Annotated in this window: 9 protein-coding genes; 7 read left to right on the forward strand and 2 right to left on the reverse strand. The window is 56.0% G+C overall.

The features are described from left to right. Positions 1–117: 117 nt before the first annotated feature. Both BTUS_RS13680 and BTUS_RS13685 read left to right on the forward strand, forming a co-directional pair. Positions 118–1,359 (forward strand): efflux RND transporter periplasmic adaptor subunit, encoded by a 1,242-nt coding sequence (locus BTUS_RS13680; protein ID WP_041304350.1) that lies wholly within the window; start codon positions 118–120, stop codon positions 1,357–1,359. Then, the gene (locus tag BTUS_RS13685) at positions 1,356–4,487 is read left to right on the forward strand and encodes an efflux RND transporter permease subunit (RefSeq protein ID WP_013076665.1); all 3,132 of its coding nucleotides are present in this window, start codon (positions 1,356–1,358) and stop codon (positions 4,485–4,487) included. Before BTUS_RS13680 ends, BTUS_RS13685 begins: the two co-directional genes overlap by 4 nt. Positions 4,488–4,571: 84 nt before the next feature. On the opposite strand, the gene BTUS_RS13690 is transcribed toward BTUS_RS13685, so the two are convergent. Continuing rightward, positions 4,572–5,219 (reverse strand): TetR/AcrR family transcriptional regulator, encoded by a 648-nt coding sequence (locus tag BTUS_RS13690; protein ID WP_013076666.1) that lies wholly within the window; start codon positions 5,217–5,219, stop codon positions 4,572–4,574. A 539-nt stretch (positions 5,220–5,758) separates the two neighbouring features. On the opposite strand from BTUS_RS13690, the gene BTUS_RS13695 reads away from it, so the two are divergent. The 3 genes from BTUS_RS13695 to BTUS_RS13705 are packed head-to-tail and all read left to right on the forward strand — an operon-like array spanning position 5,759 to position 8,972. Then, on the forward strand, positions 5,759–7,018 hold the full coding sequence (locus BTUS_RS13695; RefSeq protein WP_013076667.1) for an HlyD family secretion protein: 1,260 nt from the start codon (positions 5,759–5,761) through the stop codon (positions 7,016–7,018). Next, positions 7,015–7,812 carry an ABC transporter ATP-binding protein gene (locus tag BTUS_RS13700; RefSeq protein ID WP_013076668.1) on the forward strand — a complete coding sequence of 266 codons (798 nt, stop codon included), beginning with the start codon at positions 7,015–7,017 and terminating at the stop codon, positions 7,810–7,812. The genes BTUS_RS13695 and BTUS_RS13700 overlap by 4 nt, the downstream gene beginning before the upstream one ends. After that, positions 7,809–8,972 (forward strand): ABC transporter permease, encoded by a 1,164-nt coding sequence (locus BTUS_RS13705; RefSeq protein WP_013076669.1) that lies wholly within the window; start codon positions 7,809–7,811, stop codon positions 8,970–8,972. The genes BTUS_RS13700 and BTUS_RS13705 overlap by 4 nt, the downstream gene beginning before the upstream one ends. Positions 8,973–9,132: 160 nt before the next feature. On the opposite strand, the gene BTUS_RS13710 is transcribed toward BTUS_RS13705, so the two are convergent. Next, positions 9,133–15,084 (reverse strand): DUF3320 domain-containing protein, encoded by a 5,952-nt coding sequence (locus tag BTUS_RS13710; RefSeq protein WP_041304353.1) that lies wholly within the window; start codon positions 15,082–15,084, stop codon positions 9,133–9,135. 247 nt (positions 15,085–15,331) lie between these two features. Here BTUS_RS13710 and BTUS_RS13715 point away from each other — a divergent pair, with 247 nt between their 5' ends. Beyond that, complete coding sequence (locus tag BTUS_RS13715) at positions 15,332–16,129, forward strand: ABC transporter ATP-binding protein (RefSeq protein ID WP_013076671.1); 798 nt, start codon at positions 15,332–15,334, stop codon at positions 16,127–16,129. Next, positions 16,126–16,902: an ABC transporter permease gene (locus tag BTUS_RS13720; protein WP_013076672.1), complete on the forward strand. Its 777-nt coding sequence runs from the start codon at positions 16,126–16,128 to the stop codon at positions 16,900–16,902. The genes BTUS_RS13715 and BTUS_RS13720 overlap by 4 nt, the downstream gene beginning before the upstream one ends. The last annotated feature ends 26 nt before the right edge of the window (positions 16,903–16,928 follow it).

Here is a 16,928-nt window from a genome sequence, read left to right on the forward strand (position 1 = left end):
TAGTAAGCACTTACATACAATCATGCGGGATTGTGTTCCCAATCCGACAGGGCAGAGATGCGTCGCTCGAAGAAACGGATGCGATTGACCAGGGCGAAGGGGTGGTGTTGCTCAAGGATGACGGAGTTAAAACGAAAGAACATCGTACTTTGGATAGCACTCATTGCCTTGTTCGCGTTATCCTTCGTGTTGTCCGGGTGCCAGACGAAGACGGAAACAGTCGATTTTCCTGGCATACCGGTCGAGGTGACGCGTCTAAAACGCGGTGAAATTGTCCACGAAAGCGCGTATTACGGAGAGACGGAGAGCAGAACTCGCGTAACAGTCAGCGCGAAAGTTTCCGGGACTGTCAACCACCTGGCGAAACATAATGGTGACCGGGTCGATCAGGGCGAACTCATCCTGAGCCTTGACAATACTGACATCGAAGCGACGGTGGCGCAAGCTGCTGCTGCAGTTCAAGTGGCCGAAGCGAATGTGGAGAAGATCAAAAAAGGGCCTGAACCGGAAGAAATAACCGCCGCAAAAGAGAACGTGCGTCAGGCTGAGATCGCCGTCGAGGCCGCACGTACCAACCTTGAGCGGACGAAAAAACTTTTTGAAAACGGGGTCGTGAGTTTGAAAGAATCGGAAAACGTGCAACACGAATATGACCTTGCCATGTCGAGACTCGCCGCCGCCGAACAAAATCTTTTGCTTCTCAAGCGCTCACCAACCCCGGAGGCGGTCGCCGTTGCTGAAGCGGAACTCAATAAGGCCAGAACCTCTTATCATACGGCTCTCTCGAAGCGCAACGATGCTCGCGTGATAAGTCCTGTATCCGGTTATATCTCGGGACTTGTTATTCAAGAAGGGGAATTTTTGGCTGCCGGGACACCGTTTGCCGTGATCGAGAATCCCAACGCCTTCCACATTACGGTGCGGGTTTCAGAAAGCGACATCCATTTCGTTCGTTTGGGTGACAACGTGACCGTGAAGTTTCCAACTCTTCAGCTTTCGACCACGGGGGTAGTCGATGAAGTCTCGCCATCGGCCGATCCGCGCACAGGTCTGTTCCCAGTGAAACTCACGATTGAAAACCATGACGGTCAAGTGAAACCCGGCATGGTCGCGAACGTCATCATCCCCCTTGAACGGCATGGATCAGCTCTCGTCGTGCCGACGAACGCAGTCATCAACGACAAGGGCGATACATACGTGTATGTCGTCGAAAAGGGCGTTGCCAGAAAAAGGAAGGTCAATACGGGCATTCGCAGCGAACAATACGTAGAAATCATCGACGGGCTGTCCGTCGATGAAGTGGTTATCACCGCAGGCGTCGACCTCCTCGTCGACGGAGAGAGGGTTGTCGTGAGATGAGCTTTTATCATACATCTGTCAAACGGCCCCTCACGATTTCGATGATTGTCGTCATCGTTATGCTGCTCGGAATGTACGTTTTTTTCCGCATCCCGATTGATCTCTTTCCGGACATTGAGACGCCGGTCGTTACCGTCACGGTCAAGTACCCCGGTGCCTCACCGGAAGAGGTCGAAAACGGCGTTACCGATGTGCTCGAAAAAGAATTGAATACGCTGGAAAATTTAAAGCGGATCAGTTCCGTAAGCTCACAAAATGTCGCGCGCATTTTTGTTGAATTTAACTATGGGACGAATATCGATCTGGCCGAGAACAAAGTAAAATCCAAAATCGATGCGGTGCTGGGTGATCTGCCGTCCACCATCGAGGTCCCTGTCGTTGAGAAAGTGAGTCCCGCCGACCTGCCCGTCGTCGAAGTGGCCCTTTTCGGTGAACGCGATGACGTCGATCTCAAGATGCTCACGACATTTGCTGAAGACTGGATCAAACCGTCATTTCAGAAGATACCGGGTGTCGCTTCGGTGACCGTATTCGGAGGACGGACGAATGAAGTATCGGTTGCTTTGGATCCCAATCGCCTACAAGCATTCCACCTCAGCATCAATCAAGTTGAAGAGGCCATCAAGAAAGACAGCGTCACGCTCGCAGTCGGCAAAGCTCGAGAAGGGCAAAAAGAACTCTCCGTCAAAGTCGATGCCGACCTTCGCGATTTGTACCAACTCGAAAATATATCCATTCCCACGCCAACGGGGCCGCCGGTGCGCTTAAAAGACCTCGGCACCGTGAAGACCCAAGAAGCGGAAAACAATCAATACGCGTACTATAACGGCCAAAAGGCGTTGGCCATGTTTGTATATAAACAAAAAGATGCCAACACGCTTGACGTTGCCAGGCGCCTGAAGGCTGAGATCGAACGAATACGACCCGAATTGCAAACTGCGGGCGCAAACATCGCGGTGACCAATGATTCCTCCGCGTTTATCGACAAGTCGATTCGCACGCTGGCCGAACATGGGCTCATCGGAGCGACGCTTGCCGTGGTCATTCTTTATCTATTTTTAGCCGACGTAGCAGCAACGCTCGTCGTTTCAACGGCGATTCCGATCTCCATTGTGACGACGTTTTTGTTGATGTATTTCTCTAATTTAAGCATCAACCTGATCACGCTTGGAGCTCTTACGCTCGGAATCGGGCTCATGATCGACGATGCCGTTGTCGTTCTGGAAAACATTTTCCGGCACTACCGCGAAGAAAGAAAAACGGTTTTTCAAGCCGCTGTGGATGGAGTACGCCAAATTTCGGCGCCGGTCATCGCAAGCACCATCACGAAAATGATCGTCTTTTTGCCACTGCTCTTTGTCCAAGGCCTGACGGGACAACTCTTCTTGCCGCTTGCCTTGACGGTCATGTATTCACTTTTGGCTTCGCTCGTCGTTTCACTTACCGTAACACCGACGATCACGGCCATGCTCCTTGGTTTATCGGAGCGGTCAAAGTGGCTGTCTCGCCAGGGGAAAATAGCCCGTTTTCTCACCACTTCGCGCCACAAACTCCTGAATGGGTACAGAGGCTTTCTCGAATGGGCTTTGAATCACAAGGCGTTCGTTCTTTTACCTGCCGTGATCAGTGTGGTCATCGGCGTAGCGCTCGCGCCGCTTATCGGAGGGGAGTTTATGCCGAAGATGGACAGCGGCGAATTTACGATTCACATCGATATGCCGCCCGGTGCCAAGACCGCGGAGACAGACCGCGTTGTCAAAAGCATTCTCGATCGGTTACATGCGATTCCAGAAGTTCAGGAGACATTTGTCGGACTGGGCGCTACGCAATCGAACCCGACCATCGAGCAAACCGATAAAGCGTACATAAACGTCAATCTTCTTGGCAAGCGCGACCGGAAGCGAAGCACCGCAGACGTCGTTGAAATGGTACGCAGGGAGCTTGCCATGCCGGGCGTTAAACTTAAAGTTCAAGAAAAAGGGTTTGTCGTTTCTTCGCTATTTTCCTCTGATCCTGTCTACATTACAGTAAAAGGGGAAAATATCGATATGCTCAACCAGATCTCGTCGGACATCACCCGTATGGTGCGCACCATTCCCGGTGTCCGCGATGCGGATAATAGCCTCGGATTAAAAAAGGTCGAGTTTGTTCTGAACGTTGATCAAGAAAAAGCGAAATTGCATGGCTTGGATGTGCTAACGATCAGCCGAATGATGAAAACGATGATCGATGGAGATGTCGTCGCCAGTTTAAAAACGAAGACAGGTGATATCGACATTCGCGTCGGTTACGATCTTACTAGTGGGCAAAAACCAAGCATCCATGAACTGTTGGCGCTGTCCATTCCGACACAAAATGGGTTTGTACCGCTTTCAGATCTCGTCGTCACCGGACAAAATTCAAGCCCGTCCGACATTTACCGCGAAAATCAGGTGCGGATGGCTTTTGTGACCGCCGACCTGTACCAGACTGATCTGCAGACGGTCAACGCCGCCATTCACAAACAACTCGAATCGTATCCTTTGCCAAAAGGCTATACGATCGAGTTCGGCGGAGAAACAAAAGACATGGCTGAATCGTTTTCTCAACTCGGTATCTCACTCATTTTGGCCATCATTTTAATCTATGCCGTCATGGTCGCTGAATTTGAGACGTTTCGGCATCCGTTCATTATCATGTTTTCCATTCCCGCGACGGCGATCGGCATCACAGGAAGTTTGCTTCTGTTCAATCGGCATTTTAGCATTTCCTCAATCATGGGGATGATCATGCTTGCGGGGATCATCGTAAGCAATGGAATCGTCATGATCGACCTCATGAAGCAACTGCGGGAGAAAGGTTTAAGCGCCCGAGAAGCGGTACTTCGGGCCGGGCCGCTGCGCCTTACACCCGTGCTCATCACCGCTGGGGCGGCCGTTTTTGCAGTTCTTCCTCTGGCCGTCGCGACCAGTGAAGGGTCGGAAATGAACGCCCCGATGGCGACCGTCGTCATGGGGGGCTTGAGTGTCGGTACCCTCATCACGCTCGTCATCATTCCGGTTCTCTACGACGGGATGGAGACGTTACGCGCCCGTCGTAAGCGGTATCCAGACCGAAGTGCCGAAAAGGCTGAGGTGTTGGACAAATGATCACTGTCTAAGACAGGTACGAGTGCCGTGATCAACATATGCGATGCCATTGATTGGGTTGCGCGGCGGCATTCGGTGGATGAGCTACGGTGTTCGCCGGATCAGCGTTAAAATGGCCGCGGTGTACCGCTCAACGAGGGTCTCCTGTTCTTCAGGTGACAGCACGTGAAAGGGAGGGTCGGTCGGCTGAACGATGTGTCCGAGAAAAATGCCGTATAAAAGTCGCATCGCCGGTTCGGCCGACGTTTTGATTCCACGCGCATTGAAATGCCATTCGACGGCCCGACCGACTTCTTTAATGATAAGTTTTGGAAGATCGATTTCCGGCGGCAGGCGGTGGAGGAGACTCTCGGCGATCAACATGCGGAGCACCGGCGTGTGATGGGAGATGAACATCAATCGGTTCTGAAGCAAACGCCGAAAAAATATAGGTGATTCGCATTCCTCGGCGGTTTCTAAGATGTCGGGAATGAAACGTCGCTCGATATAAGGCTTGAATGCCGCTAAAAACAGGTTGCGTTTGCTCCCGAATTTACGAAACAACGTCAACTCGGCCACGCCGGCCGCTTTAGCGATCTCCATTGTGGTGCCTTTTTCATATCCTTTTTCGATGAATACGTTCCGCGCTGCCTTAAGGATTTGTTCCATTTTATCCGCCAAAGGTGAACACCTCACCGTAAGTTTGCACTTACATCGGAAGTATAACACATCGGGCCGCCGGCTTTTCCTCATAACCGTCCTGATAGTCCCAGGAGTCGTGTAAATTGGGACTCCGAAAATGGACAAAAGAAGCCATCGTTGTGCCTACTCGAACGTGCGAGATCATCCTGGGGGGCCTGTTGGCGGCCACCGCCGCATCCCAGGCATCCACCGGCAGCAACTCTCCGCGATTTCTTATTGTGCCATGCGATCCGCGGCTTGCGGGCAAAGACGGCCGATATGGAGCAGCCCCTTGACAACCGAGGCGCGGAAATCAATGTTATGAGTAGGTCCTCAATCAGGAGGTGCGTCCATGAAGGAGTCCTCTGAAGGACGCCGGTCCGGAGACGCACGCCCGTCGCCCAGCAGCCGGCCGTTGAAAATCCGGCATCCGGATCCGCGCAGGGGTTCTACAACCTCCTCGATCTTTTCTCCAGAGAGGACATCACGGACCGGCATTGGCGCATCCTGGAGCCGGCCAGCCGGGTCTTTTCCGAAAAAGGACTCAGCGCCGCCTGGACGCTTTCCCCGACTTTTTCCCCTGGAAAGACAAAGAGGTGGAGACCCGGCGGATGCTGGACATCCACCTCCATGGGATTGTGCGTCGCGACGAGATGGACGCTGCAAAGGAGGAAAATGCCATGCACACGAGCCTCCGTCTGCCCTTGGTTGCGGTCCTGCTGAGTCTTGTCCTCACGGGGTGCGGCCAGTCCGAGACGCCGGTGTATTCCGGCACCATCGAGGGCACCGAGATCCCCATTCAAACCGAGGTGGGCGGGACTGTTCAGAGCCTGCCCGTGGCCGAAGGGGCATCCGTCAAAAAGGGCCAGCTGCTGGTCGCCTTGGATGACCAATCGTATCAACTTCAGGTACAGGGGGCAGGGGCCGGCGTGGACGCCGCTCTCGCCGCCCTTCGGGACGCCGAGGCCGGGAGCCGGGCCCAGGAAATCGCCGCCGCCATGGCCGCCGTCGATCAAACCCGGGCCCTGGCCGATCAGTCCGCCGCCAACAGCAAAGCCGCCGGGGAACAAGTGAACGCGTTGATCGCCAACCAGAGTCAGTTGATGAGCAACCTCAAAGGGGCCCAGGATACCTTGGCTTACCAGCAACAACAGCTCGCCCGGGTCCAGGCCCTGCAACAGGCCGGGGCGGCCACCCAAGAGCAGGTGGATGCCGCCCAGCAGGCGGTCAATCAGGCCCAGACCCAGGTGGATAACCTCCAGGCTCAGCTTCAAGGCATTCAGGCCCAGATCCGCCAAGCGCAGAATGCCCAGGCCGCCGCCCAGAGCGGATACGCCTCGGCTCTGGCCAATGAACGCTCCGCCCAGGCCAAGCTCGACCTGCTCAAAGCCGGGGCTACCGACCAGCATCTCAAACAGTTGATCGCCATGAAAGATCAGGCGGACGCGAAACTGGCCGAGGCCCGACTTCAACTGGAGAAAACCCGGGTCCTCGCCCCGGCGGACGGCATCCTGTTGCGCCGAGACGTGGAGGTGGGCCAAGTGGTCAAACCCGGGGCCACCCTAGGGATGCTTCTGAAAACGAACGAGCTAAAAGTGGTTATTTACATACCCGAAGCAGATTTGGGCCGGGTGAAACTGGGTCAACCGGCCGCCATACGGGTGGACGCCTATCCCGGGGAAACGTTCTCCGGCCGGGTTTCCGTCATCGCCGACCGGGCGGAGTTTACGCCGAAAAATGTGCAGACACCCGATGAGCGCGCCAAGATGGTGTTTGCGGTGACGGTGGAGATCACGTCGGGCCTGGACCGGTTGCGGGCGGGGATGCCTGCGGATGTGGTCCTGGGCGGTCCGGCGGGAGGTGCGTCATGAGCCGCATCGAAGGAAATGCGGCCGGGGGCGCAAGTCAGGACCCGGCCATCACCTGTACGGATCTGACGAAACAGTTCGGTTCCCGGACGGCCGTGGATCGGGTTTCTCTCACCATTCCTCGGGGGGCGATTTACGGTTTTCTCGGTCCGAACGGATCGGGAAAATCCACCACCATCCGGATGCTCTGCGGGGTGCTGACCCCGACCTCAGGAACCGGCCGGGTGCTGGGCTACGATATCGTTCGGGATGCCGAGGAGATCAAGGCCCGAATCGGCTACATGTCCCAGCGGTTCAGCCTCTACGAGGAGCTGACGGTGATGGAGAACCTCGATTTTTACGCCCGAATCTACGGGCTCTCCGGACCCCGGGTCCGAGAGCGCAAGGAGGAACTGATCGCCCTGGCAGGTCTGACCGGCCGGGAGAAACAGCGGGCCGGCTCCCTCTCCGGCGGTTGGAAGCAGCGGCTGGCCCTCTCCTGTGCCCTCCTTCATGAGCCCGAGTTGCTGATCCTCGATGAACCCACCGCCGGCGTCGATCCCGTATCGAGGAGAGTTTTCTGGAATTTGATCCACGACCTGGCCAAAACCGGGGTCACCGTCCTGGTGAGTACCCATTACATGGACGAGGCCGAAACCTGCGACCGGATCGGGTTTATTTTCTTCGGGAAACTGCTGGTGGACGGAACGCCGGAAGAACTCAAGCGGCAATTCGGGACCTCGACCTTAGATGATGTGTTTATCCAACTCGTTTCCTCCCAGGAACACCCTCTGGGCGATGGAGGGGGCGCTGCATGAGCAACAAAGGGAAACAGGGTCAATCGTCCTTCCAGTGGAATCGCTTTGTGGCCATTGTGCGGAAAGAATTCTTACAAATCCGGCGGGACCCCGCGAGCCTGGCCATCGCTTTGGCCATGCCGTTGTTGATGCTGCTCCTGTTCGGATACGCCGTGAACACCGACGTGGACCACCTGTCGATGGGGGTGTGGGATCAGGCCAAGACCGCGCAAAGTCGGGAGTTGGTGCAAAATCTGACCAACACGGGGTATTTTGACGAGCGATATCAAGTGGAGGGGTATGGGGAGCTCCAGGGGTTGATGGACAGCGGTCAAATCAAAGTGGGACTGGTGATTCCCCGGGACTACAGCAAGGCTTTGGACACCTGGCAACCGGTGGACGTGCAGGTCCTGGTGGACGGGACGGACCCGAACGCCGCCCGGACAGCCCTGGCCAATGCCCAATTGATTCTCCAGAATCGGGCGATGGAGGAACAACAAGCCCAGTTGTCGGCGGAGGGTCTCGGTAATGTTCAGATTCCCATTCAGGTGCAAGCCCGGGTGCTCTACAATCCGAACATGAAGAGTCTGCTCTTTAACATCCCGGCACTGATCGGCCTGATCATGCAAAATGTCACGGCGATTCTGACCGCCTTTACGATTGTCCGGGAGCGGGAGCGGGGGACCATGGAGCAGCTGATCGTCACTCCGGTGAGGCCGAGCGAGTTGATCGTGGGGAAACTGACGCCTTACGTCCTCATCGGAATGTTTTCCTTTGTCTTGGTGTTGGCTGCGGGTACCGCCTGGTTTGGCGTGCCGGTCAAAGGAAGTGTGGGGCTGTTGCTGATCCTGAGCCTGCTGTTCTTGGTCACCGCTTTGGCGATCGGGATCTTGATCTCCACCGTGGCCAAAACCCAGCTCCAGGCGATGCAGATGGCTTTCGCTTTCATCCTGCCGAGCGTGTTGTTGTCCGGGTTTATTTTTCCCCGGGAGACCATGCCCCTGGTGATCCAGTGGATCGGGGCGGTGATCCCACTGACCTATTTTCTCGAAATCCTGCGGGGGATCTTCTTGAAAGGAATCGGAATCGGGCAACTCTGGCAGGATACGGTGAGCCTGGCGATTTTCGCGGTGCTGTTTTGTACGGTCGCCGTTCTGCGTTTCCGCAAGCGGTTGGATTGAGGGGGAACGCTAGCGGGGTCCCGCATCCCACCTGGAATGTTTGCCGGTGGTCGGCCGGAGGTGCGGGCGTTTGATCCGCCCTCCCCCGGCACACCATGAGGCGGTCGCGTGCCACCTGAACCGACCTCCGCGGCGCACTGCCGCCAAGTCGTCGCGGTAGTCAGCGGAACATGTCTCCCTTGTACACAACCCGTTCTCTGTCGGGCTCCCAGCGGACGAGGCCGCGTTCGATAGCCTCATGCACACCCCGTTCCAGTGCGGTTTCCACCGCAGACCCTAGGCGCTGATACCCGAACAGCCTTGCGAGTTCCCGAATCAGTTGCTCTTTGGGCAAACTGATCTGGCCTTCGAGAATATATTGGACCGCCGATGCCACTTCTTGAACGGGCAAGTCAGCAGCGTCCCGGCGTTCGGCATCCCCCTCGCTGATGCGAAACCGCATATAGGTAGCGGGATCGACATCCCTCGGCCAGAAGAACGGCGTTTGGTCTTGGACGGTACACTTGGGGCGCATATGTTTTACAATCTCGTCCAATCGCATCCGCAATCGGTGGCCAATCCGCTTAATTCCCCAAGCGCCCAGCACCCGGCGATATAGCAGGTCACAACTTATCGGACCTTCCCCTTCAATCACCTTCGACAGTTGTTCCTTGATCAGACGAGTATTCGATTCGGCAAAGAAGTCGTCGATGGTAAAGGGCACCCGTTCCAGGACAACGGGCTGATAGACTGCGAACTTGCCTTTTGTTGTACGCAGTACGGGATCCGCCAGCGCGGACGAGGATTGTTGATTGATCGCCCGCCCGGGATCGGACTCTTGGCGAGAAATCGGAGCGTCAAAAGTCGCGGGCTGAAGTTGCCCGTTTTTTCCCTTGGCGGGCTCGTCAGTCTGTTGTACCCTCGTGGCACCAGGTTGCCTTGTCTTAGTTTCTGCCTCCCGAATGGCCTGTTGTATCCCCTGAAGAACCATGTCCAGATTTTCCCACCAGTCCATAGACCAAATGCGATAAATGTTCCAGCCCAATTGGTTCAGCATTCGTGGGCGCAGGACCTCACGATCTCTCGTCATATCGGCGCGGTGGTAGGTGTGACCGTCTGCGAGAATGCCCAGCAAATACCTGCCGGGGTCGCGGGGATCCACGATTGCCAGATCGACCCGAAACCCGGATGTCCCCACGTGTTCGTGAACGGAATATCCCAGACCTCGGAGCCGTTCTGCAACGTTTCTCTCCAACCCATCGGCAAGGCGCGCTTGGGATGTCACGGGCAGCGCCAAAGCCGTTCTTCCTCTCTCCGCATATTCGAGGAATGCTTTCAGTCCGGCCACGCCCCGGGAATGAATCCTAGAGCCCTCCATATGCTCGGGTCTCAATGTTGAAAATACGATCATTTCCTCGCGGGCCCGGGAGACGGCCACATTCAGGCGCCTCCATCCGCCCTCGCGGTTCAGCGGCCCAAAGTTCATGGTGACGTGTCCCGTCTCATCCGGACCATATCCGATCGAAAAGAGAATGACGTCCCTTTCGTCGCCCTGAACATTTTCCAGGTTTTTAATAAGTAGGGGCTCGTGCATCCCGGCGGCGACAGATTCTAGATCCGGTTCCCTGGCAAACGCCTCATCCAAAAGATCCTCGATCAGATTCTTCTGCGGAAGGTTAAACGTCACGACGCCAATGCTATGTTTTCGCAGTTCGGGGTCGCGAAGGCGCCGCAGGATCTCATCCACCACCGCAACGGCTTCCGCCCGGTTCTGCTTCGTCCGCCCGCGATCATAAAACCCGTCCACATGTACGCGTTTCACACTGGGCACAAGTTCATCGGGGGAGGGAAATGTGAGCAATTTGTTGTCATAATAATGGCGGTTGCTAAATGAAATCAGTCCTTCGCGACGGCTTCGATAATGCCACAGCAAGAATCCTTGCGGCATTCCGATGGCCAGACAATCGTCCAAAACGCTCTCCAAATCCTCGGAAAGGTCCTTATCCTCGGAATCCCGGTTTGTTGACGTGAAGAAACTCGTAGGCGGAAGTTGATTCGGATCCCCTACCACGATAACGTTCCGCCCCCGGGCCATGGCACCCACCGCCTCACAGGTGGGAACTTGTGAGGCTTCGTCAAAAATGACGAGGTCAAAAGGTGGTGCCGCGGGATCGAGATACTGGGCGACGGATATAGGGGACATTAACATACACGGGCAAACCCGGTTCAATACGTTGGGAATCTGACCAAATAAGTTACGCAGGGACACACCGCGCCCGTGACCCCGGATTGCCCGCATCAACACCCCAAGTTCAGAGGAGTTGTGGACCTTCTCTCCGGGATTTGGGATAAGTCTGGCCAGGCGGGCCGCGATTTCCTGCCGTGTCAAGTCCTCGTACTGGTCGACCATGCGGGTAAACCGCCCAATGCGTTCTTCGAACAGTTGACTGGAAAACTCGGCTAACTCCGGAGTGCGGTGCAACATACTTTCTACACACGCTTTATACAAGGCACGGCGAAAAGATGGAACAATTTGGTCATTCTGCAATGTACCATTTTCATATGCCTGCACCAGAGAGGCAAGCCCCATATCGACCAGCTTGTTTCGAACTTTACGAAACGTACACCATTCGCGTAGACCCCCAATGTTTCCCAACCAGGTCCTGGTTTTCTGTTGCAGAGGACGAATCCAGTCCGCCCTCTCCCCTCGCCCCAGGTCCTCGGACAAATCGATCTGCAACAATTCGAACACTCGCTGTCGGGACTGCTCCAACTCCTCCTTTACGGCCATGAAGTTTTTCAGGGTGGACCCTTGTTGTTCCAGAAATGCCTGTGTGCCATCTCGGAATAGCCGTCCCACTCCCTCTTGCAATCCCACACCGCCACTTGGCTGCGCGGCAAAGGCATCGAATATCCGGGCCAGTTTTTCCCTCCAGCGGGCAACCCCCCGCACCGCCTCCCAGTCCGCCTCACCGTCATTCCAGAGGTTAGCACCGAGGAGCTCGGAATATTTCGCACCCCACTCGCGCACCGCCCGCTCCTCTTCCTGCAGGTGGACAATCTTCATCAAGTCTCGCTCCAGGCGATTCTTGTCCGGCTTCCCGCCTTTTGCGAGAAATGGCTTAACCCTTTTGGCAATCCGCGCCCGCCGGAGTGTACGTGACATCCAGCCCAGGCGACCGGCCTCTTGCCATTCCCTGAGCACCGACGCCGCGTCGAATTCGAGAACCTCCGGGAAGTAGTCTTTGTACACATCAGCACGCAATGAATCCCGATTCACGCCGTGCTCTGAAACCCTCCGGAGATTTTCAACCAAATTCTTCCAATCCCCCGACGTTATGAACTGGGCCGAGACCTCCGGCGCGTCCAACAGAACCGTGCAGAGCCGATGGAGCAGTTCGGCTTCTTCGAGGGCCAAGGAAGGGGCACCGTTCCAGTCCAGAGCCCGCACGAGGTCATGGAGGGCGGACTTACAGGCGTCGAGAGTTTGTTCCAGATGACGCAAAGCGTCCTCTGCCTGGGATTTCAGAACGGCTGAATAATCAGCCCGTTGAATCTCTTTCAGCGGGTGGTCCCACGGGCCCCCGCACACCTCCCCCGCAATCCGCAATTCATTTGCCGCGTCCAAATATGCCTGCATCTGATCCACAGACATTCGGTCGACGAGACGGCCGTCCACATGAACGACGTCCGGTGCGTTCCGGTCCCGATCGAATAATGTAATAGCATCGTAAATGGATAAACCGTGACTGTGCTTTCTGTGCAATGCCCGGGCATGACGGCTTAACTCTGCCCTCATTTTGCCCAGTCGTTCCGCTTCCTCTTGCCATTCGACTTCGGAGCGGACTTTCCCCTGTTCCAACGCCACCCGCAGCTGATCCAACACAGCCCGCTTGTTATTCTTGGTCGAGTGAAGCTCGAGGCAGAAAGGACCCAGTCCGAGTTCAGAAAGACGTCGCTGAACCACGGTGAGGGCCGCCATTTTCGCAGCGACAAAGAGGACCGTTTTCCCCTGGGCCAAAGCGTCAGCGATGATGTTGGTGATGGTTTGCGATTTCCCCGTACCCGGTGGTCCGTGCAGAACGAAACTTTCGCCTTCGTGTGCCGCAGCCACCGCCCGGAACTGGGAGGCGTCCGCGCCAATGGGGACAAACAACTGGTCGGGGGAATATGTGTCCTCAAGACGATCCGGCCGGTCAAAAACCCCTAGAGGTTGCCACTCTAACTTTCCGGACATCAGGCTGGCGACGACCGGGTTTTTAACCAGATCGGCCGTTCTGTTCCGTAGATCATTCCACATCACGAACTGACCAAAGGAAAAGAGGCCGATGCAAGCCCTTTCTTCCACATCCCAACGCCGCTTGTTCATCACCATCTGCCGGACGTGGGTAAAAACTTTGCGCAGATGAATCCCCGACTCGTCTCGTGGCAGAGGATCGAGACCTTCAATCACTATCCCGTGATCTTGTTTCATCAGCTCCAGGAGCGTGATGTTAAACTGGGTTTCTTCATCCCGGCGGCGAACCGTAAACCCGACCCCTCGATGCTTACGAACGATGTCAATGGGAACCATGACCATGGGCGCGTACCGCGGCTTCTCGCTAACATCGGTTTCAAACCATTTTAAGAATCCGAGAGCCAGGTACAATGTATTGGCACCGTGCTCTTCAAGGGATAATTTCGCGGAGCGATAGATGTGAACACAGCGATCTTTCAGATCCACCTCCGACAAATCAGCACGAAGCCGCCCGTGCTCCAGCTCCTGTTGAACAATCTGGGCCAGTTGGCTCCCCGGCTGGATCTGACGAAAATGCTGGGGATTCTGCGGGTTTTCGGTTACAAAGCCAGGAACGGGATGAAGCTCAAACTCCCGGCCCTGGGACAACACATCCTCTAACACGTCAAGTTCTGAGATAAGTAAAGGGATCGTCGATTTCTTACCGCGAAAGTTCAGCAGCAAATTGCGTAGCGATAGATCCAGGAGCCGACGTTCCCATTCCCTTTGTTTGGGGTGAACCCCCTGATCATTCTCGACGGGCGTTTTAAAGATATCTATCATCCGGGGGACAGCAAACTCTACGTTCTCCTGCACCGTGTCTTCTTCCACAGTCCAACCCGCATCTGTCTTCACACGAAGGGGAAGGGGGCGGATGCCGTCCGCCCTCGATCGGGCGACGTCCACAAAACAGACGAATTTTTCTTCTTCCATTAAATGTATCTGCGCGAGCCGCTCGGCTTGTTCAAAAGGTACCGGCGGTTTGGAAGTTAGCGCCGTGGACTCAACAACACAGATTTCACCCACGCCGTCTGCCAGGCGTTTCCGCAATAAAGAGATATCATCCTGCACACTTTCTGGGAACGTTTCCTTTACAAGCCACGCACCGACGAACGCATGCCCTTGCACGAACACGATGAGCGGATGTAGTCCTGCCGCCTCGAGGCAAGCCGCGAAAAGGAGGGTGATATCGAGGCAGTTTCCCATTCGATATGTACTCATGGTATCCGGAAGACGAACGCGCTGTCCGCTCTCCTGAAAGCTGGGCGGGAGAACAGCGTAGGTGAAGCCCTCTTTTTGTATGGTATGGTAAATAGCCGCCACTTGCATGCGGGCGCGATTCGGATCTTGAGATTGATACCCATCAAAAGAAGGGCTTGAAATCCATTGACCGAGAATGTCGGCCGGTGTACGTATCAGTCTCCGCACTTCAGGATGATTGGGAGTCACGAAAGCCGAAATCATTTCCGGCAATGCCGTCAATCCGCCCCATTCGTCAAAGGCGAGCAGATCAATGGGAAAAGATTCAATATGCAGGACAGTTTCGCCTTGAAGGACGGAAACTTGCAATTCCTCCGCCAATCGCTCGGTCAATTCGGCAAGCACCCCCGGGGAAACTCGCAAATCCACTGGCCCCAGCACGATGGATTCACCGGCAGGAATCAGATCAAAGGACGTGCTCCACTCGTCGGCGAATCCCCCGGTGTTCCGGATACAAACCGTGACCCCATGCAAATCTCGAGAGGAGAGGTTTCTGATATACACTTCGCGAATGACCGGTATTCGGTTTTGTTGTAGGGCATAATTGACTGTCTTGCAATAGACGAGCTTAAATTCAATCAGCGCTTGCTCTTCCAACGGGCACACTTCTCCTTCCCACCGCTGAGTGCGACGATTAGCTTCGTCTCAAAAATATCTGCAATTTTAGCATACCGCACTTCGTATTGCGGGTAAATCCCTCCGCTGTAGTCCGATGCACAACCACCCAGCCGTGCGAAAAACGGGTGGACAGGCGGAACACTCTCGGCATCCCTTTGGAGGAATTCCAAGGACTCCTGTGGAATGATTGTATATGTGTATACGCTCAGAAGCAGGAGGATCTTGCGTGTCAGACAGCAGCACATCCGATCAACAGGCAGTCCGGTTTGAACAGGTGTCCAAAACGTTTGTAACCGCCCGGGGTCCGGTGAGGGCTCTTCGCGGGATCAGCGGGGAGGTGCCTGCCGGGGCGATCCTCACCTTGGTGGGGCCGTCGGGATCTGGCAAAAGTACGTTATTGTCATTGGTCAACTTGATGGTCACGCCGGATGAGGGCCGGGTGTTCGTGTTCGGCCGGGAGGCCCGGACCTGGGATCCACCTGCTCTCCGGCGCACCGCCGCCCTGGTATTTCAGCGGCCTCCCGTGGTTCCTGGCTCGGTGCGGGACAACCTGAGTCTCGGCGCCCGGCTTCAGGGCCGACCCCTCGATCACCCGGAAGACTTCTTGGAAATGGTAGGGCTGCCCAGGGAGCTCCTCGATCAGGATGCCCGGGAATTATCCGGCGGTCAGTTGCAACGGCTGGGCCTCGCCCGGGCACTGGTGTTGGAACCGCGCATTCTGTTGTTGGACGAAGTCACCTCCGCCCTGGATCCCTCTGCGGTGCGGGAGGTGGAGACTTTTCTGACCGATCTTTGTCATTCTCGCGGGGTGACGATCCTCTGGGTCACCCACGATCTGGACCAGGCCCGGCGGGTGGGGGATTGGACCTGGCTCATGGCGGCCGGGGAGATTATCGAGGCCAAAGCCACGGAGGATTTTTTTATGCAGCCCGACAATCCTCTCACCCTTCGGTTCTTGGCGGGCGGACACATTCAACCGGGCGAAACGTCTGAGACATTTACGACAAAAGGGGGGTCTGTATGAGTCTGCTCGCCTTATCGTTTACCCTTGGATTTGTCGTCCTGGCGCTGATTCTCTCCCTCTGGCAGCGCCTGGGAATGGAGAAAGACATGATCGTCTCCACAGTCCGGGCTACCATCCAGCTTCTCATCGTCGGATACATATTAAAGGTCGTCTTCAGCATCCAAGGTCCCGCCCTCATCCTCGCCATGATCCTCCTCATGCTGGTGGTGGCCACCTTTAACGCCGCCAAGCGCGGCCGGGGCATGCCGGGGATCCACCTGCGGATCCTGTTCGCCCTCACCTTAACCGAGGCGGTCACCCAAGCGTTCCTTCTCCTCATGCGAATCGTGCCACCCACCCCGCAATATGTGATTCCGATCAGCGGGATGATCATCGGCAACGCCATGGTGGTGGCCGGCCTGTTTCTCAATCGGCTTCGGGCAGAGGCGGAAAACCGCAAGGAAGAGATCAACCTGATCCTCTCCCTCGGTGGCACCCCGCGCCAGGCGATCCAACCGGTGCTCAAGACGGCGGTGCGCGCCGGGATGATTCCCACGATCGACAGCACCAAAACCACCGGGCTGGTCCAGTTGCCGGGAATGATGACCGGACAAATTATCGCCGGGGCCGACCCGATCCAAGCCGTTCGGTACCAGCTTTTAATCCTGTTCGCCATCCTCGCCTCCGCCGCCCTCACCAGCATGGTCCTGGGGTTCCTGACGTACCCGCGCCTGTTCAACACGTATCAGCAGCTGGTGCTGCCGCCCCAGAACTCGGCCAAGCTCGGTTCTTAATGTCCCTTCGTCACCGAGCAACCAAA

The organism is Kyrpidia tusciae DSM 2912 (assembly GCF_000092905.1).
GTDB classification, from domain to species: Bacteria; Bacillota; Bacilli; order Kyrpidiales; family Kyrpidiaceae; genus Kyrpidia; species Kyrpidia tusciae.

Excerpts from the sequence above, each read along its gene's own strand:
- BTUS_RS13680 (WP_041304350.1), top strand. The coding sequence starts at position 118 with ATGACGGAGTTAAAACGAAAGAACATCGTACTTTGGATAGCACTCATT.
- BTUS_RS13685 (WP_013076665.1), top strand. The coding sequence starts at position 1,356 with ATGAGCTTTTATCATACATCTGTCAAACGGCCCCTCACGATTTCGATG.
- BTUS_RS13690 (WP_013076666.1), bottom strand. The coding sequence starts at position 5,219 with ATGAGGAAAAGCCGGCGGCCCGATGTGTTATACTTCCGATGTAAGTGC.
- BTUS_RS13695 (WP_013076667.1), top strand. The coding sequence starts at position 5,759 with ATGCTGGACATCCACCTCCATGGGATTGTGCGTCGCGACGAGATGGAC.
- BTUS_RS13700 (WP_013076668.1), top strand. The coding sequence starts at position 7,015 with ATGAGCCGCATCGAAGGAAATGCGGCCGGGGGCGCAAGTCAGGACCCG.
- BTUS_RS13705 (WP_013076669.1), top strand. The coding sequence starts at position 7,809 with ATGAGCAACAAAGGGAAACAGGGTCAATCGTCCTTCCAGTGGAATCGC.
- BTUS_RS13720 (WP_013076672.1), top strand. The coding sequence starts at position 16,126 with ATGAGTCTGCTCGCCTTATCGTTTACCCTTGGATTTGTCGTCCTGGCG.